The following is a 19,695-nucleotide window of genomic DNA, read 5'->3' as shown; positions in this document are numbered from 1 at the left end:
TTTCACATCCCCTTACGGCCATATCGGATTTTCTTCCTGATCCGTACACACCCCTATCTGGACAGAAATAAGGGTGTTAAACTCAAAATAAAAAGTTGCCGCCAGAGAATCTGACGTAAGGGCTTCCTGTTCTTCATCATTATCCTCATACCAGTCTTCAATTCCATTTTTCCTTAGCACGTTTTTCAGTTCTTCCTTAGAAATACGGGCTACATTCTGATCAAACATGAAAATAGAAAAACCTTCCACCTCTATACAGCCAAGACGGTACCCATCTTCTTCATCAAAATAAAACGTAATTCCTCTATCAAAATAATACAGTACCTTTGTACTTCCCAGAGTTTTTTCTTTAATTAAATCAGTAAAATCTGCCAAACCCAAGGATGCTACAACAAACTTTTCATCGGAACCAAAGGGAATGGAATCAACGCCTCTGCCGGGGTTTACACAGGTATGTATACTCATTTGATTTCCTGTTTTTCATAGGTGCTTTTTATATGAATCCATGATAGTAAAATATGGAGAATATATCAAAATATTCCTGTTTTTTTAAACTTTTAACACATCATCCAGGAATTAGTTTCCAGAATATATGGAGTTTTATGGCCCTGCTTTCTTCATCCACAGCACTGACAAGGTATCGAGTAGAAGGAAACCATGAAAATCTTTCCCTTGAAAGCATAAGAGACAGAGTTCACAGCAACCGTTTTCCAGAAATAGAAGACCCTGCCGCTCTTTTTACCAGCGGATGGACTCCCTTTGAATCTCACTACTTATCTGATTTTTCAGAAAAAACAATTGTTTTTGGAAATTTTATTTTGTTTTGTCTGAGAATTGACAAAAAAGCTATTCCATCCAAAATATTAAAAAAACTGGTTATAATGGAAACACAGAAACGTCTTCAGGAATCAGGAAAAGATTTTTTATCCAAAAATGAAAAAAAAGCTCTCAAAGAAGACATAGAGGCCTCTCTTTTACTGAGAATTCCTGCCACCCCCAGCATCTATGATTTTTTATGGGACATGGAAGCGGGAGAGGCCTATTTTTTTTCCAGCCAGAAAGCCGCCAGTGAAGAGGTGGAAACCCTTTTCTTAAAAACCTTTGAACGTCAGCTTATCCGCATATTTCCGTACACAGCAGTCATGTTTACTAAAAATATAACGGATACCCAGAAAGATGCCTTTACCACCCTCAGCCCCGTACGTTTTTCGGAGTAAATAATGCTTGATATCGCCGTTGCATATAATCGTTTCAGTTTTGTTGGTCAGGAATTCCTTACATGGCTCTGGTTTCTTTCAGAAACCAATCCTGATCAGGCCAGCAAAGTCCATGAAGAAATATCCGATTTCCGGCTTGGAAACAGGGTAGTACTGCAGAATCGCTATGGAGATGACCGTATAGAAACCCTTACCATCAAAGGAGACGCAGCTGGTTTAGAAGAAGCTATGGTAGCCCTTAAAAAAGGTGCTGTGGTCATGGAAATGCAACTGATCATGATTTCTGGAGAACATGAGTGGAGCTTTATTCTTAAAGGGGAACATCTTGGCTTTTCCAGCCTAAAAACACCGGAAACGGCTTCTGTTCATGAAAATGATGAGTTAGAGGGTGCTGTTTTAGAAAAATTTTTACTTATTCAAAAAACCTATGAATTTATTGATCAACTTTTTACAGAATTTGTTTCCATACGAACGTCTGATGAATGGAAACAAACATTTTCAGATATGAAGGCCTGGGTTAAACGTTCAACCCAAGACAGGTAGGATACAATAATTATCAACCATCTTTTGTCGAAGAACAAAAAAATCCAGATACTATATGTTCAAAACCATACGGGTTTTAAACAAATAAAAAAAAGAACCTAAAAGTTATGTTTTTTCAACAGAACAAAAGAGAGTAAAAAACAATAAAAAAAGGACTAAAATGAAAAAATAACAGCTATTTATATACTCTTTCAACAAAAAAGACTAAAGCTTATTATGAGTTTTTATTAAATAAGAAAAGAATAAAAAACAAAAATTGTAAAAAGAAAAAAAGGCTGGTAAAAAAGAGAGGTTTTTTGCAAAAATGTAAAAAATAAAAACAAAGGCAAATAAAGCGGAGAAAAAAATGAAATGCCGACTCATAAAAAATGAAATCAATGAAGTCCTTGCAAAAATTCAAGGCATAGCAGGAAGAAAAACCAATCTTTTTATAACGTCTACCGTACGTCTTACGGGTGAGCAGGATGGAACCCTGCGCATAGAATCAACGGATCTTGAAACAGACTTTACGGGTATCTATCCTGCCGATATACAGGAAACGGGAACTGTTTGCATTAATGCTAAAAAACTATACGAAATAGTTAAAAGTTTCCCTTCAGAAACAATTCTTCTCAGCGAAATAGAAAACAGATGGATCGAAATAGGAGAAAATAATCTTCTTTTTCATATTGTAGGTATGAACCCTGAAGATTTTCCTGAAATCGGAAGGGATACGGATACATCTTTTATTGCCGTGGATAGCCACCATTTTAAAAAAATGATCGAAAAAAATATATCCATACCAGCCCTTGTTGAAGAAAAACGAATCTACACTCAGGGATTGTATATGGAATCATTTACAAATGAAGAAGGAAACAGTTTTATTCGTGGTGTGTCAACGGATTCCAAAAGGATGGTTAAGTATGATATGCCATCGGCACAAGAGTTTCCTTTTAAAGAAGGAAGTCCTTTTCTACTGATACCTAAAAAAGGTCTTGCAGAACTGCTCAAATTTTTAGATACGAACCTTCCTGTCAATATTGGTGTACTGAATAACCGCTTTGTGGTTGCCAAAGAAACAGAAATTTTTTCCATAACCCTTCTGGAAGGAGGCTTCCCCGGTTATCAGGATATCATGCAGATGGATCCGGAAAATATTATTGTTTTTAACAGACAGGAACTCATCATGAGCCTTCGCAGAATGTCCATTCTGTCTGATGATGAATTCAGATCCATCATATTTTCCTTTGACAGGGATAAACTCACCCTCATGACATCCAATCCCGATATGGGAGAATCCCATGAAGAACTGACAATTTCCTTTGAAAGGGAAGGGTTTGAAGTTGCCTTTAATCCAAAGTTTTTTATGGATGCCTTAGCCCTGGTAGAAGAAGAAGAGGTTCATGTTTATATTCATAACAGTCAGACACCCTGTATTATAAAAGGAAAATCTGACAATCACTTCACATCCGTAATTATGCCGATAAGAATATAAAAAAAATGACTGAAAATACCTATACAGCTAAAAATATAAAAATACTTGAAGGCCTTGAAGCCGTCCGTAAACGTCCTTCCATGTACATTGGTAACATTGAAAGTGAAGGTCTCCATCATCTGGTTTATGAGGTAGTGGATAACTCCATTGATGAAGCCATGGCAGGATATTGTGACAGGATTGAAATCACTATCCATACGGACAACAGTGTAACCGTCAAAGATAACGGCAGGGGAATCCCCACTGAAATACACGAGAAAGAAGGGGTACCTGCGGCAGAAGTGGTTCTTACCAAACTTCATGCTGGTGGAAAATTCGATAATGATACCTATAAGGTTTCAGGTGGTCTTCACGGTGTTGGGATTTCCGTTGTCAATGCACTTTCAGATCTTCTGGAACTGACTATCTGGCAAAAAGGAAATGTTTTTTTTCAAACTTTTTCCAAAGGAAAAAAGACTTCCGAACTAAAGATCATTGGTGAAACGGATCTGACCGGAACACAGGTTCATTTCAAACCTGATACAACGGTAATGAATACGGACAGCTTTGTTTACGAAATTTTAAGCCGACGTATGCGTGAGCTCGCCTTTCTGAATAAAGGGATTCGTATCGTCATAGAAGATGAAAGATCCGATGAACGGGATGATTTCCATTATGAAGGTGGGATACGGTCCTTTGTCGAATATCTGAATCGTCATCATGCTTTGATTCATGATCCCATTGTTATTGAAGGAAAACGCAATGATGTTCAGATAGAAGTTGCCATTCAGTACAATGATTCCTTCAATGAAAAAATTCAGTCTTTTGCAAATAATATTCATACTGTGGAAGGCGGTTTTCATCTCAGTGGATTCAAGGGAGCCCTTACCCGTACCTTGAATGCCTATGCTTCCGGGGACCATATCCCTAAAAATATGCAGGCCAAAATATCCGGAGATGATGTCCGTGAAGGACTGACAGCCATTGTCAGTATTCGAATAAAAGAACCTCAGTTTGAAGGCCAGACGAAAACCAAACTTGGGAACTCTGAGGTTAAGGGGTTGGTTGAATCTCTGGTAAACGAAAAGCTGAATCTGTTTTTTGAAGAAAATCCTTCCATTGCAAGAAAAATTATTGTGAAGGCTGTGGAAGCTGCCCGTGCCAGAGAAGCAGCCAGGCGTGCAAGAGATCTTGCCAGAAGCAAGGGAGGAATGGCCGATGCAACACTACCCGGAAAACTTGCAGAATGTCAGTATTCCGATCCCAAAGAAAGGGAACTCTTTCTTGTGGAGGGCGATTCTGCCGGAGGTTCGGCAAAGCAGGCAAGGGACAGAAGATTTCAGGCTATTCTACCCTTGAGGGGTAAGATATTAAACGTTGAAAAAGCACGTTTTGACAAGATTCTGAAAAGTGAAGAAGTCAAAAATATAATTACCGTTCTTGGTGCTGGAATAGGCAGGGAAGAATTTGATATTGAAAAGGTCCGGTATCATAAAATTGTTATTATGACGGATGCGGATGTGGATGGTTCCCATATCCGGACTCTGCTTCTTACCTTTTTCTACAGGCAGGTTCCTGAGGTTATAGCAAAAGGGTATATGTATATTGCCCAGCCTCCTCTGTACCGTATAGGAAAAGGAAAGGGTGGCATTTATCTTAAAGATGAAAATGAATACAGCCGTTATCTGCTGAAAAGGGTCTGTGACCTGAAACATATTTATGTTCATAACGAAGAAACACCTCTGGAAAGTGAGGTTCTCTATACATTTTTAAAAAATCTTGACCTTTTTATGCTGAATCAGGAAAAACTCCAGCGCAAGGGATATGAACCCGAGCTGATGGATATTCTGCTGGGAGAAGGCATAAAGGAAAAAGAGGACCTTAAAAACGAAGAACTGATGCAGCGTGTCCACAATCATCTCCTTGCTTCCGGATATGAAATAAACCAGTTTATGTGGAATGCAGAGAGGGATATTTTTGAACTGGTGGTAACATCTCCGGAAAGGAAAATATCGCTGGAAGAAGAATATGCAACAGTCAGGGAGAAAAAACCCGTAAGAATAGGGAGAAGTTTTATTTTTTCCCAAGAGTATCAGAGATGTGCCGATTTAAGCCAGAAAATAAAAGAATTTAACAGGCCTCCTTTCCAAATTTCTTCTAAAGAGACAGACAACAGGGAAACATTAGGTAATCTCAGGTCTTTTTATAAAAAAATCAATGAAGAAGCTAAAAAAGGAATTAATATTCAGCGCTATAAGGGCCTTGGTGAGATGAACCCGGACCAGCTGTGGGAAACCACTATGGATCCTGATAAAAGGAGACTGTTACAAGTCAAGGTTGAAGATGCTCAGGTTGCCGATGATATTTTTACCCTGCTTATGGGTGATGAGGTTGAGCCCAGACGTGAGTTTATCCAGAATAATGCACTGGAAGTGACCATGATTGACATGTGATACAATACATGAAGGAAATAATAAAAGCCCGCACACTGTTTTTGGGTGCGGGCTTTTATTGTTGGTTATGAATACGTCATTTGTTCTCTGCCGGTTTTCTGGGTGGCTTTTGTTTTTCTTTTGATGTTTCCTTTTTTATATTTTCCCCTTTTTCAAGGGCGATATCCAGAACGTCCAGCATTTTATCCGGAAAGTAAAAAATAATTTCTTTTTTGATTTTTTTAGGTATTTCTTCCGTATCTTTTTCGTTCCATTTGGGAAGAATCAGCGTTCTTATTCCCGCTCTGTGTGCGGCGAGTACCTTTTCCTTAATACCGCCTACGGGAAGCACTTCACCCCGCAAGGTTATTTCTCCGGTCATGGCAAGGTTCTGGTTCACTTTTCTGCCCGTTGCCAGAGAGGTTATGGCTGTGAGCATGGTTACCCCTGCTGAAGGCCCGTCTTTTGGAATAGCACCGGCAGGTACATGGATGTGAAGATCATGATTTTCAAAAAAGTCTTCTGGAATCTGAAGACGGGATGCATCTGCCTTTATAAAACTCATGGCTGCGGATACAGATTCTTTCATGACATCCCCCAGCTGTCCCGTAAGGGTGAGTTTCCCCTTCCCTTTCATGGCTTTGGCCTCAATGACCAGCACATCACCACCGGCAGGAGTCCATGCAAGTCCCACGGCAACCCCTGGAACCTTGATGTTGGTATTCACCTCGTTATGAATTTTTTTAGGTCCCAGGTATCTGGGAATATTCATCACGTTAATAGAAACGTTTTCCGCTTCTCCTTCCGCTATGCGGCTTGCCACGCCTCTGCATATGGAGGCAATTTCCCTTTCAAGATTTCTAAGTCCTGCCTCACGGGTATAATCTTCAATAATATGACGTACGGAACCATTGGTAAAGGTTATCTGGTTGGCATTGATGCCATGGGCTTTTCTCTGTCTGGGTATAATATATCTGTTTGATATTTTTACTTTTTCATCCAGCGTGTACCCGGAAAGTTCAATAACTTCCATGCGGTCTCTCAGTGCCGGTGGTATGGTATGCAGCACATTAGCCGTTGTGATGAACATAACCTTGGAGAGATCAAAGGGTACATCAACGTAATGATCCACAAAAGAATGATTCTGTTCCGGATCCAGTACTTCAAGCAGGGCGGATGATGGATCTCCTCTGAAATCATTGCCCAGCTTATCTATTTCATCAAGAATAAATACGGGGTTATCCGTTCCGGCCCTTCGTAGTGCCTGGATAATTCTTCCGGGGAGTGCACCTACGTAAGTTCTTCTGTGACCCCTTATTTCAGCCTCATCGCGTACGCCTCCTAAGGCCATGCGAACAAACTCCCTGCCCAAAGCTTTGGCTATGGATCGACCAAGGGATGTTTTTCCCGTTCCGGGAGGTCCGGCAAGGCAGAGTATGGGGCCTTTGGAATCCGGTTTCAGTTTACGGACAGCGAGGTATTCAAGTATGCGTTTTTTTGCCTTTTCAAGTCCATAGTGATCATCATCCAGAATTTTTCTGGCTTTTTTAATATCAATAATATCTTCCGTTGAATGACCCCATGGCAGGGCCACCATCCAGTCAAGATAGGTTGTAACAACATTGTATTCTGCAGAAGATGGGTGCATTCTGGAAAGACGTTTCAGCTCCCTTTCCGCTTCTTTTCTGGCTTCTTCGGAAAGTTTTTTTTCTGCTATCTTAGCGCGGTAATCATCCACTTCAACTGTGGGTTCATCACTTTCACCCAGTTCATCCCGAATGGCCTTGAGCTGTTGTCTCAGATAAAATTCTTTTTGCTTCTGGCCCATATCTTCTTTTACCTGCGTCTGAATTTTGGAACCAATTTTGAGAATTTCAAGCTGATAATTAACAATCTTAGTGACTTCCCTGAGTCGTTTTTTAAGGTCCGTAATTTCAAGGATTTTTTGTTTTTCTTCATGGCTCGTATTGATAGTTGAGGTAATCATATCCGCAAGAACACCGGGCTCATCAATGTTTCTGGCCATTTGAGCCATTTCCTGCGGAAGACCGGGAGAAAGCTCCACAACCTGTATGTAAAGGTCAAGCAGATTGGAAGTAAGGGCATCTATTTCTTTGCCTTTGGTTTCCGGTTCTTCTATCTGCCGGATATTGGCAACGAGGTAGGGATTATGGGCGTTGTATTCCTTAAGGGAAAAGCGGCTGATACCCTGAACGAGAAGCTGGGCACGATTGTCCTCTCCTTTGGCCATTTTTAATATGATGGCACCGCAACCTGTTTCATAGAGTTCTTCGGGTGAAGTGAAAGGATTTCCTTTATCTTTATTTTTTTTAACGGCAATAAATCCGACAATTCGGTCTTTACCCATTACTTCATCAATCAGTTGTACGGACTGTTCCTGACGTACAACCAGCGGCAGCACCATTTTAGGGAAAAGGACCACGTCATGAAGGGGAAGAATGGGTAAGATTTCGGGTAATTTTTCCTGGCTCAGTTCCAGGGACGGCTGCTGCTCCTGCATCGCTCACCTCCGGATAGTATATCAAATGTTTAATCGGACTGAATTTCAACGCGGTGAATATTTCGGGAATTTTTTTTGGTAAGGTTAATTTCCAGAAAACCATTGGTGTAGGATGCACTGACCTTTTCCGTATCTATGGTTGTGGGCAGGAAAAGGACTCTCTCAAAACAACCATAAAATATTTCCGCCAGTCTGTAGGTGGTATTTGACATGGATATTTTACAATTACGCGTTCCATGAATACGTATGGCCTTATGGCTGATTTCCAGTTCAAGATTTTCTTTTTCAACACCAGCAATTTCCGCAAGAATGATAATATGATCTTCTGTTTCATAAATATCCATGGAAGGATTCCACCTTCTCTGGCCAACGGAAAACATGGGATTTACGGAAGTGAACATTTCTGAAACGGAACCTCCGCAGCTTCGGGACTGATCAAATTCCGATCCAAAACGAATCTTAATGTAGCTCATGAATATCTCCTTCAACGTGAGAATGGCTGGGTGAAGAGGAGGCTGGATATTATTTTTGTGTAATCAACCAGACAATAACATCCAAGAGATTAAAAAAAAGATAGTTATTTTTGTTTTTTTTACAAGGAAACTTAAAAAAATGATTTTGTTTCAGATTAAAAAGGAAGAAATCGTGAAAGAAGAACGGATGCGGCTGTTTCTGTTGTAAGGATACGTGCACCCATGGAAAAGGACTGCATACCTGCTTTTTCCAGTAATTGGACCTCGTAGGGAATAAATCCACCTTCAGGACCAATGGCAACAACGGCAGGGGGTTCAGGATTACCAAAAGAGGATTCGCAATATGGGTGTGCAATATATCCTTTTTTATCTTTCAGAAGAAGGGGCAGTTGATCTTCAACAAAGGGTTTGAATTTTTTTTCCATCTGAATAAAGGGTACCATTGTGTCCTTAGCCTGTTCAAGACCTTTGATGCATTGCGTAAAAATAGAGGTGTCAGACAGAAACGGACTTTGCCAGTAACTTTTTTCAACCCTGAAGGCATGGAGAAGAATAATGTGTTTCACTCCAAGGCTGGTAATGGATTGAAGAATGCGCCTGAATACCTTGGGACGAGGAAGGGCGAGGATAAGAGTTACGTTTAAGGCCGGTGGAGGCGGACTTGAAAACTGTACCTGAAACAGATCCCTGCTTTCATTTCTGCTAGCCAGAATACCCGTACCTATTGAACCGTTGAGAATACCCATGGCAAGGCTTTGATCTATATCCGTTTTCAATATGTTTCTTATATGATGGAGCCTTGGACCGGATATGGATACCATATTTTCCGATATAAAGTCGTTGGGGTGCACAATAAGTAAATTCAAGGATCACCTTTTTGGTTAATTGTAAAAATATTTGTTGACACAAACATAATAAAGGTTATGTTACTGTCAGGTTTTTGGTGCAATGCAAAAAACAATGGGTCAAAGTGACTATATAATGATGAGGAGAGTAAAATGATACTGAAACTTTTTAAAGGCTTTTTTGGTCGCAATAATTTCATAGAAAGATACTTTAACTTCTGAAAATAATCATAACGGAATCTAAAACTGAAGTGGATAGGTTTAGGTTCCGTTTTTTTTACTGGTAAAAAATAAGCTTTACTTTGTTGTAAAAAAATTATTATATCCTACCCGTTACATTTTGATTGCTGGGGGAGCCTTAAAGAGGCTGAGAGGGATCATAAAAAGATCCGACCCTTGGAACCTGAAGCAGTTCATACTGCCGTAGGGAAGCGAAAAAGAGCAAGGGTGCACCATATACATGCATCCGGTAGAAGGTCTCTTCAGGGCTTGCCTTTGGCAGGCCCTTTTTGTTTTTGTTGAGTACAAAAACCAAAAAAGGCCTGTCCGAGACAACCCAGGCCCCATACCCTCCCAGAAAAGCTTTCCCTCCTTTCCTCCCCTAGCCCCATTAAAAACCCCTCTTTATGTTCCGTTTTTACTCGTAAGGAAGGCCTACCCGTGGAGGATGCACCATGCAGATTATCGTTAATGGCAGAGAAGAAATGATGGAAAAAAAAACGGATATTCTTGCCTTGCTTCAGTCCAAAAAGCTGAAACCGGATACGGTGGTGGTAGAGCTGAACGGCCTCATTATCGAAAAAAAACGTTTTTCCGAAACCTTTCTTAACAGCAGGGATCAGGTAGAAATACTGCGCTTTGTGGGAGGTGGGTGAAATGAATTTTTCTGATCCCTGTTTGATTTCTCCAGCAAAGGATGCCTTGCTGATAGGAGGCGAAGCCCTTTCCTCCCGTCTTTTTGTGGGTACGGGAAAATACCCTTCCGATACCCTCATTCCCGGTGTGCTGGCCGCATCGGGCAGCGAGGTCATCACCGTTGCCCTGCGCCGGGTGGATCTGAATGCTTCAACGGACAATGTCATGAAGCATATTCCTTCCAATATGAGACTTCTGCCCAATACTTCCGGAGCAAGAACGGCGGAGGAAGCCGTACGCATTGCCCGTCTGGCCAAGGCTATGGGCTGCGGCAACTGGATCAAGATAGAAGTGATATCAGACAACCGCTATCTCCTGCCCGATGGTTATGAAACGGTAAAAGCCACGGAAATTCTGGCAAAAGAAGGTTTTGTTGTGCTGCCCTATGTGAATGCGGACCTTATGATTGCAAGGAGTCTTGTTTCGGCGGGTGCTGCGGCAGTCATGCCCCTTGGTGCTCCCATAGGCAGTAATCGTGGGCTCCAGACAAAAGAAATGCTGCGGATTCTCATTGAAGAAATTTCCCTGCCCATCATTGTGGATGCGGGAATTGGTAAGCCTTCTCAGGCCTGTGAAGCCATGGAGATGGGTGCTGCGGCCTGTCTTGTGAACACGGCCATAGCCGGAGCTGGCGATCCTGTATCCATGGCGAAAGCCTTTGGCTGGGCAGTAGCTGCGGGAAGAAAGGCCTATCTTGCTGGAGAAGCAGCTGTTTCACCGGACAGGGCTTTTGCCTCTTCTCCCCTTACGGGCTTTCTTTCTTAAATGATCAAAAGAAGCATACCTGTTCAGCACCATCTTCGATGGCTATGGAGCATAGCTATCAGGCCGATGAACAGACACGCAGACTATTGGGCCGTGACACAATCCGACCTCAAGCTGAAAGACCCGGGCCTTTGACGGGAACCAAAAGACCTATGAATTTTAAGTGTCGGATTAAGGAGCTTCTTTTCCTGTCCGGAAGCAGTAAGACTCGCCGTCACAGGCAGTATGACCCCAAGGTGCCTTGCAATGGTACAAAACGGCTGGAATTACAATGTCTGAATTTCTGAATCAAATGTGTTGAACAATTACAAAGGAGCAATCCATGGGTTTTTATGACCTGTTGGCATCATATGAAAAGGAAGACATTCAAAAAATAACAGTATCCTTTAGCCAGAGGGATGTATGGCGTGCCCTTTCAAGGGAAAACTGTGGATCAGAGGATTTTCTTGCCCTTCTGTCCCCTGCGGCAAGGCCTTTTCTGGAACAGATGGCTGTGAAGGCAAGGGACCTCACCACAAGGCATTTCGGTAGAACCATACAGCTGTTCACGCCCATGTATCTTTCCAATTTTTGTACCAACGGCTGCGTATACTGTGGCTTCGGATGTTCTAATTCCATTTCCAGAAAACAGCTTTCCCTGAAAGAAGTGGGAGAAGAAGCCCGCCTGATTGCCGCAGACGGTTTAAAACATATTCTCATCCTTACGGGTGATGCTCCAAAAATTGCCACACCCGCCTACATTGGGGCCTGCTGCGAAGAGCTTAAGAAACATTTCAGCTCCATTGCCATAGAAATTTATGCCATGGATACAGATACCTACCGTCGCATGGTGGACGCAGGTGTGGACGGCCTTACCCTGTATCAGGAAACCTATAACGAAACCCTCTATGAAACCCTTCATCCCTATGGGCCGAAAAAAGATTACCATTTCAGGCTGGATGCACCGGAACGGGGCTGCATGGCAGGCATGCGCATGGTGAATGTGGGTGCTCTGCTGGGGCTTGATGACTGGCAAAGGGATGCCTTTTTCACAGGCCTTCATGCGGACTGGTTGCAGAAAAGTTACCCGGAAGTGGAAGTAAGCCTTGCTCTGCCCAGAATGAGACCCCATGCAGGAAGTTATTCACCGGCCTGTGAGGTCAGTGATGCGGATTTTGTACAGATTCTTCTGGCACAGCGAATTTTTATGCCCAGATGCGGCATTTCCATATCCACAAGGGAGAGAAAAGAGTTCAGGGACAACATTATGGGCCTTGGTGTTACAAAGATGTCGGCGGGTGTAAGCACGGCCGTGGGCGGGCACAGTGAAAAAGATTCGGGTACAGGTCAGTTTGATATTTCCGATGAACGTTCCGTGGAAGAAATGGCTGTGGCTATCAAGAATAAGGGATACCAGCCCGTTTATCAGGACTGGAGGCCCATGGATTCATGGGAGAAAAGCGCATGACCCATGACAATCTTTTCCGTCAGGGCCTTGCCACCTACCTGCCCGATCACTGCCGGGAACGGCTGCAGAAGACCTGTGTTGGCATAGCTGGTGCGGGAGGACTCGGCTCCAATGTGGCCTGCCATCTGGCCCGTTCTGGCATAGCCTCTCTGGTGGTGGCAGATTGTGACCGGGTTACCCCCTCCAACCTTAATCGTCAGTTCTATTTTGCCGATCAGGTGGGCCGACCCAAGGTGGAAGCCCTAAAGGAAAACCTTTTACGAATTGATCCCGCACTGGATATGAAAGTCCACTTCATTTGTCTTGAACCAGATAACCTGACGGTCATTTTTCAAGACTGTGAACTGGTGGTGGAAGCCCTGGATGATGCCGTTGCCAAAGCCATGCTGGTGGAAGCGCTTTCCCCTGATAAAAGGCTCATTGTGGCGGCATCCGGCATTGGCGGCTATGGCGATCCCGAAGGAATCAGGGTGTCGACCTTCGGAAAGAATATTGTTGTGGTGGGGGACGGGCGCACACCTTCGGAAACAGGGATTCCTCCCATGTCACCCAGGGTGGGCATTGCCGCAGCCATGCAGGCGGACATCATTTTGAAATACCTCATAGGAAGCCTGACATCCAAGGAGATAAACCCATGAATCCTTCTTCCCTTTACCGCATCATGGATGCCAATTTAAATCGCTGCTGCGAAGGGCTGCGTGTGCTGGAGGATCTTCTGCGTTTTGTACCAGAAGAGGCTTCTCTTTCCAAAGCCCTGCGTAACCTCCGGCACAGCATTCGTAAAAATACGGCCGCTCTTGCTGTAAAGGCTGTGAAAGCCAGAAACAGTGAAACGGATCCGGGTTTTGTGATTTCCCAGAACGGTCCGCCCATAAACAGATCCGGCATGACAGATGTGGCTGTGGCCAACTGCAAACGGGTACAGGAAGCACTGAGAAGCCTTGAAGAGCAGGCCGCTGCCCTTTCCATGCCGGAATTGTCCCTTTTTTTTGAGCGGTGCCGCTTTGAGACCTATGGATTGGAAAAGCGTATTTTGGAGACCCTGATTCCTGAAAACCGCAAACATATTCTGAATACGGATATCTATGCCATTACCGCATCGGAGCATTCCAGGGGAAGATCCAATATGGAGGTGGTGCGACAGATGATGGAAGCGGACATCCGTCTTGTGCAGTACAGGGAAAAGGAAAAAAACCTTCGCGAAAAATACGAAGAGTGTAAGGAAATAAGAAAAATAACAAAAGATTACGAAGCTAAACTTGTAGTGAACGATGATGTGGACCTTGCCCTTATGGTGGGTGCGGATGGTGTGCACATCGGTCAGGATGACTGGCCCGTTTCTGCCGTAAGGGAGCTTGTGGGTGAAACCATGGCCATCGGGCTTTCCACCCACAGTCCGGAACAGGCCGCCGCCGCCCTTGCTTCCGGAGCAGATTACATCGGCGTCGGTCCCATTTTTGAAACCCGTACTAAAAAGGATGTCTGCGATCCCGTGGGTTTGGCCTATCTTGAGCATGTGGTGAACAACATCCCCCTGCCCTTTGTGGCCATTGGTGGCATCAAGGCCCACAACATCCATGAGGTGGCAATACGCGGGGCAAGGTGCATCTGTCTTGTCACGGAAATTACGGGAGCTGAGGATATTGGCGGAAAAATAAGAGAAATCAGAAACATTCTGTCTAAAAAAGGAAGATAAACATGACATACACCACACAGATGGACGCAGCGAGAAAGGGCATTCTTACCCCGGAAATCCGTACGGTTTCCGAAAAAGAGGGCATGGCCCCGGAACGCCTCATGGCGCTGATGGCAAAGGGCCGGATCATCATTCCTGCCAATAAAAACCACAAACATTTAAGTGCCGAAGGTGTGGGTGAAGGTCTTCGCACCAAGATCAACGTGAATCTGGGTATTTCCAAGGACTGTTCTGATGTGGAAGTGGAGATGGAAAAGGTTCATCTTGCCCTGAAACTCAAAGCCGAAGCCATCATGGATCTGTCCTGTTTTGGTAAGACACAGGAATTCCGGAAACGCCTTGTGGAAATATCCCCCGCCATGATCGGTACGGTACCCATTTATGATGCCGTGGGCTTTTACGATAAAAATATCAAAGACATCACCGTGGATGAGTTTTTCCGGGTGGTGGAAACCCATGTGAAAGACGGGGTGGATTTTCTCACCATCCACGCAGGCCTCAACCGGGAAACCGCAGAAAAAATCAAAAAAAATGAGCGCATCACCAGTATTGTATCCCGGGGCGGATCCCTTCTGTATACCTGGATGCAGCTCAATGATGCGGAAAATCCCTTTTACGAGCATTACGACAGGCTGCTTGCAATCTGCGAGGCCCATGATGTGACCTTGAGTCTTGGGGATGCCTGCCGTCCCGGCTGCCTGAATGATTCCACGGATGCCTGTCAGGTGCAGGAGCTGATCACCTTAGGGGAACTGACCCGCAGGGCCTGGGAGCGCAATGTGCAGGTCATGATCGAAGGTCCCGGCCATATGGCCATGGATGAAATTGCCGGTAACATGATGATGGAAAAGCGCCTTTGCCACGGTGCACCCTTTTATGTACTGGGACCGCTGGTCACGGATGTGGCACCGGGCTATGACCACATCACCAGCGCCATAGGCGGAGCCATTGCCGCTGCCAGCGGTGCGGATTTTCTCTGCTATGTTACCCCTGCGGAACACCTTCGTCTTCCTGATCTGGATGACATGAAAGAAGGCATCATTGCCGCCCGCATTGCCGCCCATGCGGCCGACATAGCCAAAAAAATTCCCGGTGCAAGGAAATGGGATGATGCCATGAGCCGTGCCAGAGCGGCCCTGGACTGGGAAACCATGTTCAACCTTGCCATGGACCCCGACAAACCAAGGGCTTATCGGGCCTCATCCATGCCGGAGCATGAGGATTCCTGCAGCATGTGCGGTCGCATGTGTGCCGTGCGTAATATGAATCGCATCCGGGAAGGCAAGGACATTCAGCTTCAGGACTAATGGAGGGAATGAAAAGGGCCGCAGGAACCTTCTTGATGCCTGCGGCCCGGATTCAGTTTTTACAGGGCCCTGATCAGATGGCATGGATAATGGCGTTGAGGGTGGGGCTGGGCCGCATGGCAGCAGCCGTTTTCGCCTTATCCGGATGGAAATAGCCGCCAATGTCCATGGTTTTTCCCTGAGCATCTTGTAATTCGTTAATAATGGTTTCTTCCTTATCCAAAAGATCCTTTGCCACTTTGGCAAAGCGTTTTCCCAGTGCCTCATCTTCCGTCTGGGCTGCGAGGCTTTCGGCCCAGTAGAGGGCCAGATAATAATGGCTGCCCCGGGTATCCAGTTCTCCCACCTTACGGGAGGGGGATTTACCCTTTTCCAGAAATTTTCCGATGGCCTGATCCAAGGTAAGGGCAAGCAGGCGAGCCTTGTCATTGCCAGATATTTTATGGATATGTTCGAAGGAGGGTACCAGAGCGCAGAATTCTCCCAGAGAATCCCAGCGCAGATGGCCTTCCCGTAGAAACTGTTCCACATGTTTGGGTGCTGAACCACCGGCTCCCGTTTCAAATAGTCCTCCGCCGTTCATCAGGGGTACGATGGAAAGCATTTTGGCGCTGGTACCGATTTCAAGAATGGGAAAAAGATCGGTGAGATAATCCCGCAGCACATTGCCAGTTACGGAGATGGTGTCTTCACCCCTGCGGATACGCTCCAGGCTGAAGTCCATGGCAGCCACAGGATTCATGATCCGGATATCCAGACCCTTGGTATCGTGATCAGAAAGATACCGTTTTACTTTAGTTATCAGCTCCCGGTCATGGGCACGGTTTTCATCCAGCCAGAAAATGGCGGGGGTACCTGCCTCACGGGCACGGCTGACGGCCAGTTTCACCCAGTCTTTGACCGGCGCATCCTTGGTCTGGCAACTGCGGAAGATGTCTCCTTCTTCCACCGTCTGCTCCAGCAGGATGACCCCTTCTTCGCTTACAAGACGTATGCTGCCCTGCCCCGGTGCCACAAAAGTTTTGTCGTGGGAGCCATATTCTTCAGCTTTCTGAGCCATCAGCCCCACATTGGCCACAGATCCCATGGTGGCCGGATCAAAGGCACCGTTTGTCTGGCAGTCTTCCACGACTTTTTGATAGATGGTGGCATAGCTTCGGTCCGGAATGGCGGCGATGGTGTCATGGAGTTCATCATCTGCCCCCCACATGCGGCCGCCGTCCCGTATAAATACCGGCATGGAGGCATCTATAATGATATTATTGGGAACATGGAGGTTGGTGATACCATGGCGGGAGTCCACCATGGCAAGCCTGCAGTTATTCCCGTAGCAGGCTTTGATATCTGTTTCGATGGCGTCTTTCTGTGCCTCAGGCAGCTTTTCCAGACGGACTTCTATGTCGGCAAAACCATTGTTGACATTGATGCCAAGCTTTTTCAGTACGGCAGCGTGACGGGTCAGAACATCTTCGTAGTAAACGGAAACACAGTGGCCGAACATGATGGGGTCGGATATTTTCATCATGGTAGCCTTCAGGTGCAGGGAGAAAAGCAAACCTTCCTTTTTGGCTGCAGCCATCTGAGCGGCAAAAAAGGATGTAAGCTTTGCCACATTCATTACAGCGGTATCCACCACCTCTCCGGCCAGAAGGGGCATTTCTTTTTTCAGAATCTGTATCTTTCCGTCCTCACCCACAAATTCAATCCGTACCCTGCAATGCTGATCCATGGTCATGGATTTTTCACTGCCATAGAAATCGCCATCGTTCATATAGGCCACCCGAGATTTTGAATCCTGAGGCCATGGTTTCATCAGACGGTGGGGATTTTTCTGTCCGAAACGTTTCACTGCTGCTGGAGCCCGGCGATCGGAGTTGCCTTCCCGCAGAACGGGATTCACGGCACTGCCCAGTACTTTAGCGTAGCGCTCCTGAAGTTTTTTTTCTGTATCATTGAGGGGTTCGTCAGGATAATCCGGGATGTCATAGCCCTGTTCCTGCAGTTCCCGGATGGCGCCTTTGAGCTGGGGAATGGAAGCACTGATATTGGGCAGTTTGATGATATTGGTATCCGGCTGCAGACAGAGCTGGCCCAGCTCGCCCAGATCATCGGGCTGGCGTTGCTCCGGGTTCAGTTTCTCGGGAAAATTTGCGATGATGCGACCGGCAAGGGAAATATCCTTTTTTTCGATTGTAACACCGGACCAGGATGTATAGGCCTGCAGGATGGGGAGTAGTGAATGGGTTGCCAGGGCCGGTGCTTCATCTACTTCTGTATAGATTATTTTCTGGGTGGTCATATTCCGCCTCGGTGATTTCTGGGTTAAAAGGAAAGGCTTTCGGCCGCCGCCGACCTGAAAAAATTAGCACACACAGAGACGGATTACAATTTCTGAACACCACGACCATCCGTCCCTGGAACCAGGCCGGATATGGTTTTAGTTCACAAGCCAGAAAAGCAGGATGAAAAAAGCGGACAGTGCTCCAAAAACCCAAAGCATGTGCCATACATTGCCCCTTATCATGGCTTTTTTTCTTTGAATCAGTGCTTCAAGCTCCCTTTCCGAAAGTCCTGCGCAGTGCGGACAGACCTTTTTGGAGTCCTCATAATGAAGCCCGCATCTGTGGCATGGCTTGGGTTGTTTTGCATTCAGCTGTTGTTTCAGCAGAATAAATCTGTCAATCAAAATCCACCAGCCTTTCTGTCCATGTATTGCAAGCCATCACCTGTGCAAAGAAAAGACTATATTTGTAATCATACCCTTTTTTTCCATAAAAAAATGGTGTCCGCAAACTTTTTTTATGGGAAACAACTATGCAGAGTCAGGCTGCGCGGCCGGTGGATATTGCATTGGTGGTGCGGAACTGGCTGTTTGGCCGGTATATTGTGGAATATCAGCAAAGCGGTTCTGTTCGAGCGGAATATGGAAAAAATTTGCTCAAAAATGTATCAGAGAGATTGACGTACAAGCTGGGCAAAGGATTTTCCGTCGATAATTTGGAATTAATGCGGAAGTTTTATGTCGGTTATATTGAGATTCAACAGGCCATACCTGTTAAATCTTTGTCTATGCCAATTTCCGAGACACTGTCTCGGATTTCTGCGGAAAAAGCTCATGCCGAATGGGAAGCAAGCCTTGATGTAAGGAGCCTGTAAGATGAAAAAGAAAGCTCAAACGGATACCAGCGGGCCTAAACTGGGTAAAGCCACGGAACACAGTGAAGACAGTGAGAGAAAAAGGCGGGATAAGGGTAAGAATGCAGATGTTATTATGCCGGTTCCTGCTGCCCCGATGGAGTTACCCGGTGATTATACGAATTTTTTAAAGCAGATTAAGCAGCGGGTAAAAACGGAACGGCTGAAAGCGGTTTTGTCTGCCAATGCTGCCCAGATTCTCATGTACTGGGATATTGGTCGTGATATTCTGGAAAAGCAGGAGCAATCAGGCTGGGGAGCAAGAATCATTGATCGCCTTTCAACTGATTTACGGGAGGTGTTTCCGGATATGAATGGTTTTTCCGTTAGAAATCTAAAGGATATGCGTAAGTTTGCTGAATGCTGGCCCGATAGAGAAATAGTGCAGCGCAGCGCTGCACAAATACCATGGCGTAACAACCAGCTTCTTTTATACAAAGTGAAAGATATGAAATTACGCATTTGGTATGTTGAACAAAATCAGAAGAATGGCTGGAGCCGTGATGTTTTGTCTTTTCAGATAGAAACCAAGCTGCATCAAAGAATCGGGCAGAGCGCCAATAATTTTGAAGCCACTTTACCGCCGGATGATTCCGATATGGCCAGTCAGATTTTCAAAGATCCATATCTCTTTGATTTTCTTGGTACGGCTGAAATCCGTAAAGAAGCGGAGCTGGAAAATAAGCTTATCGGGCATCTGGAAAAATTTCTTCTGGAACTTGGGCAGGGTTTTGCCTTTGTCGGGCGGCAGGTTCCCGTGGAAGTCGGCGGAGATGATTTTTATATGGATCTGCTTTTTTATCATTTAAACTCAAGTTTCGGACTTGAGTTATTGAGATAAAAACTGACCATTTTTATTATCTATATAATCTGTGGGATAAAGAAC

The 19,695-nt window shown here is 45.0% G+C and carries 18 protein-coding genes and 1 riboswitch; of the genes, 12 read left to right on the top strand and 6 right to left on the bottom strand.

Going from position 1 to position 19,695, the window contains the following annotated elements; genetic code table 11:
- Positions 1 to 12: 12 nt before the first annotated feature.
- Positions 13 to 465 carry a hypothetical protein gene (locus OOT00_RS13340; protein ID WP_265425882.1) on the bottom strand — a complete coding sequence of 151 codons (453 nt, stop codon included), beginning with the start codon at positions 463 to 465 and terminating at the stop codon, positions 13 to 15.
- Between the two features lie 137 nt (positions 466 to 602).
- On the opposite strand from OOT00_RS13340, the gene rdgC reads away from it, so the two are divergent.
- The 4 genes from rdgC to gyrB all read left to right on the top strand — a co-directional run bounded on the left by rdgC (position 603) and on the right by gyrB (position 5,666).
- Positions 603 to 1,217, top strand: a complete 615-nt coding sequence (gene rdgC / locus OOT00_RS13335) for a recombination-associated protein RdgC (RefSeq protein ID WP_265425881.1) — start codon at positions 603 to 605, stop codon at positions 1,215 to 1,217.
- 3 nt (positions 1,218 to 1,220) lie between these two features.
- Positions 1,221 to 1,760 carry a hypothetical protein gene (locus tag OOT00_RS13330; protein WP_265425880.1) on the top strand — a complete coding sequence of 180 codons (540 nt, stop codon included), beginning with the start codon at positions 1,221 to 1,223 and terminating at the stop codon, positions 1,758 to 1,760.
- Positions 1,761 to 2,106: 346 nt separating this feature from the next.
- Entirely contained in the window at positions 2,107 to 3,234 is a 1,128-nt protein-coding gene (gene dnaN, locus OOT00_RS13325; RefSeq protein WP_265425879.1) for a DNA polymerase III subunit beta, read from the top strand.
- A gap of 5 nt (positions 3,235 to 3,239) precedes the next feature.
- Positions 3,240 to 5,666 carry a DNA topoisomerase (ATP-hydrolyzing) subunit B gene (gene gyrB / locus OOT00_RS13320; protein ID WP_265425878.1) on the top strand — a complete coding sequence of 809 codons (2,427 nt, stop codon included), beginning with the start codon at positions 3,240 to 3,242 and terminating at the stop codon, positions 5,664 to 5,666.
- 76 nt (positions 5,667 to 5,742) lie between these two features.
- Here the strand turns inward: gyrB and lon are convergent, their stop codons facing one another.
- From lon to OOT00_RS13305, 3 genes are all read right to left on the bottom strand, one after another.
- Complete coding sequence (gene lon / locus OOT00_RS13315) at positions 5,743 to 8,166, bottom strand: endopeptidase La (RefSeq protein ID WP_265425877.1); 2,424 nt, start codon at positions 8,164 to 8,166, stop codon at positions 5,743 to 5,745.
- Positions 8,167 to 8,195: 29 nt separating this feature from the next.
- Positions 8,196 to 8,639: an Hsp20/alpha crystallin family protein gene (locus OOT00_RS13310; RefSeq protein WP_265425876.1), complete on the bottom strand. Its 444-nt coding sequence runs from the start codon at positions 8,637 to 8,639 to the stop codon at positions 8,196 to 8,198.
- A 155-nt stretch (positions 8,640 to 8,794) separates the two neighbouring features.
- Complete coding sequence (locus OOT00_RS13305) at positions 8,795 to 9,505, bottom strand: 16S rRNA (uracil(1498)-N(3))-methyltransferase (protein WP_265425875.1); 711 nt, start codon at positions 9,503 to 9,505, stop codon at positions 8,795 to 8,797.
- 318 nt (positions 9,506 to 9,823) lie between these two features.
- Positions 9,824 to 9,931, top strand: a riboswitch (TPP riboswitch).
- Between the two features lie 227 nt (positions 9,932 to 10,158).
- Here OOT00_RS13305 and thiS point away from each other — a divergent pair.
- The 6 genes from thiS (at position 10,159) to thiC (ending at position 15,614) form a co-directional block, all read left to right on the top strand.
- A complete protein-coding gene (gene thiS / locus OOT00_RS13300; RefSeq protein ID WP_265425874.1) occupies positions 10,159 to 10,359 on the top strand; it encodes a sulfur carrier protein ThiS in 201 nt (66 codons plus the stop codon).
- A gap of 1 nt (position 10,360) precedes the next feature.
- The gene (locus OOT00_RS13295; RefSeq protein WP_265425873.1) at positions 10,361 to 11,164 is read left to right on the top strand and encodes a thiazole synthase; all 804 of its coding nucleotides are present in this window, start codon (positions 10,361 to 10,363) and stop codon (positions 11,162 to 11,164) included.
- Between the two features lie 322 nt (positions 11,165 to 11,486).
- Entirely contained in the window at positions 11,487 to 12,611 is a 1,125-nt protein-coding gene (gene thiH / locus OOT00_RS13290) for a 2-iminoacetate synthase ThiH (protein ID WP_265425872.1), read from the top strand.
- Positions 12,593 to 13,249: a sulfur carrier protein ThiS adenylyltransferase ThiF gene (thiF, locus tag OOT00_RS13285; protein ID WP_265425871.1), complete on the top strand. Its 657-nt coding sequence runs from the start codon at positions 12,593 to 12,595 to the stop codon at positions 13,247 to 13,249. Before thiH ends, thiF begins: the two co-directional genes overlap by 19 nt.
- The gene (gene thiE, locus OOT00_RS13280; RefSeq protein WP_265425870.1) at positions 13,246 to 14,307 is read left to right on the top strand and encodes a thiamine phosphate synthase; all 1,062 of its coding nucleotides are present in this window, start codon (positions 13,246 to 13,248) and stop codon (positions 14,305 to 14,307) included. Before thiF ends, thiE begins: the two co-directional genes overlap by 4 nt.
- Positions 14,308 to 14,309: 2 nt before the next feature.
- Positions 14,310 to 15,614 carry a phosphomethylpyrimidine synthase ThiC gene (thiC, locus tag OOT00_RS13275; RefSeq protein WP_265425869.1) on the top strand — a complete coding sequence of 435 codons (1,305 nt, stop codon included), beginning with the start codon at positions 14,310 to 14,312 and terminating at the stop codon, positions 15,612 to 15,614.
- Positions 15,615 to 15,687: 73 nt separating this feature from the next.
- On the opposite strand, the gene OOT00_RS13270 is transcribed toward thiC, so the two are convergent.
- Together OOT00_RS13270 and OOT00_RS13265 are read right to left on the bottom strand one after the other, a co-directional pair.
- Positions 15,688 to 17,913: an NADP-dependent isocitrate dehydrogenase gene (locus OOT00_RS13270; protein ID WP_265425868.1), complete on the bottom strand. Its 2,226-nt coding sequence runs from the start codon at positions 17,911 to 17,913 to the stop codon at positions 15,688 to 15,690.
- Positions 17,914 to 18,051: 138 nt separating this feature from the next.
- The gene (locus OOT00_RS13265; protein ID WP_265425867.1) at positions 18,052 to 18,300 is read right to left on the bottom strand and encodes a hypothetical protein; all 249 of its coding nucleotides are present in this window, start codon (positions 18,298 to 18,300) and stop codon (positions 18,052 to 18,054) included.
- A gap of 128 nt (positions 18,301 to 18,428) precedes the next feature.
- On the opposite strand from OOT00_RS13265, the gene OOT00_RS13260 reads away from it, so the two are divergent.
- Positions 18,429 to 18,770 carry a DUF1016 N-terminal domain-containing protein gene (locus OOT00_RS13260; RefSeq protein WP_265425866.1) on the top strand — a complete coding sequence of 114 codons (342 nt, stop codon included), beginning with the start codon at positions 18,429 to 18,431 and terminating at the stop codon, positions 18,768 to 18,770.
- A gap of 1 nt (position 18,771) precedes the next feature.
- Positions 18,772 to 19,650, top strand: a complete 879-nt coding sequence (locus tag OOT00_RS13255; RefSeq protein ID WP_368407604.1) for a PDDEXK nuclease domain-containing protein — start codon at positions 18,772 to 18,774, stop codon at positions 19,648 to 19,650.
- Positions 19,651 to 19,695: the final 45 nt, after the last annotated feature.

The organism is Desulfobotulus pelophilus (assembly GCF_026155325.1).
In the GTDB taxonomy this organism is placed as follows: Bacteria; Desulfobacterota; Desulfobacteria; order Desulfobacterales; family ASO4-4; genus Desulfobotulus; species Desulfobotulus pelophilus.
The sequence above is the reverse complement of the archived record's forward strand: the minus strand, read 5'-3'. Positions and strand labels throughout refer to the sequence as shown.

What these genes read in the sequence shown, in the direction of transcription:
- OOT00_RS13340 (WP_265425882.1), bottom strand. Translation starts at nt 465, where the DNA reads ATGAGTATACATACCTGTGTAAACCCCGGCAGAGGCGTTGATTCCATT.
- rdgC (WP_265425881.1), top strand. Translation starts at nt 603, where the DNA reads ATGGCCCTGCTTTCTTCATCCACAGCACTGACAAGGTATCGAGTAGAA.
- OOT00_RS13330 (WP_265425880.1), top strand. Translation starts at nt 1,221, where the DNA reads ATGCTTGATATCGCCGTTGCATATAATCGTTTCAGTTTTGTTGGTCAG.
- dnaN (WP_265425879.1), top strand. Translation starts at nt 2,107, where the DNA reads ATGAAATGCCGACTCATAAAAAATGAAATCAATGAAGTCCTTGCAAAA.
- gyrB (WP_265425878.1), top strand. Translation starts at nt 3,240, where the DNA reads ATGACTGAAAATACCTATACAGCTAAAAATATAAAAATACTTGAAGGC.
- lon (WP_265425877.1), bottom strand. Translation starts at nt 8,166, where the DNA reads ATGCAGGAGCAGCAGCCGTCCCTGGAACTGAGCCAGGAAAAATTACCC.
- OOT00_RS13310 (WP_265425876.1), bottom strand. Translation starts at nt 8,639, where the DNA reads ATGAGCTACATTAAGATTCGTTTTGGATCGGAATTTGATCAGTCCCGA.
- thiS (WP_265425874.1), top strand. Translation starts at nt 10,159, where the DNA reads ATGCAGATTATCGTTAATGGCAGAGAAGAAATGATGGAAAAAAAAACG.
- OOT00_RS13295 (WP_265425873.1), top strand. Translation starts at nt 10,361, where the DNA reads ATGAATTTTTCTGATCCCTGTTTGATTTCTCCAGCAAAGGATGCCTTG.
- thiH (WP_265425872.1), top strand. Translation starts at nt 11,487, where the DNA reads ATGGGTTTTTATGACCTGTTGGCATCATATGAAAAGGAAGACATTCAA.
- thiF (WP_265425871.1), top strand. Translation starts at nt 12,593, where the DNA reads ATGGGAGAAAAGCGCATGACCCATGACAATCTTTTCCGTCAGGGCCTT.
- thiE (WP_265425870.1), top strand. Translation starts at nt 13,246, where the DNA reads ATGAATCCTTCTTCCCTTTACCGCATCATGGATGCCAATTTAAATCGC.
- thiC (WP_265425869.1), top strand. Translation starts at nt 14,310, where the DNA reads ATGACATACACCACACAGATGGACGCAGCGAGAAAGGGCATTCTTACC.
- OOT00_RS13270 (WP_265425868.1), bottom strand. Translation starts at nt 17,913, where the DNA reads ATGACCACCCAGAAAATAATCTATACAGAAGTAGATGAAGCACCGGCC.
- OOT00_RS13260 (WP_265425866.1), top strand. Translation starts at nt 18,429, where the DNA reads ATGCAGAGTCAGGCTGCGCGGCCGGTGGATATTGCATTGGTGGTGCGG.
- OOT00_RS13255 (WP_368407604.1), top strand. Translation starts at nt 18,772, where the DNA reads ATGAAAAAGAAAGCTCAAACGGATACCAGCGGGCCTAAACTGGGTAAA.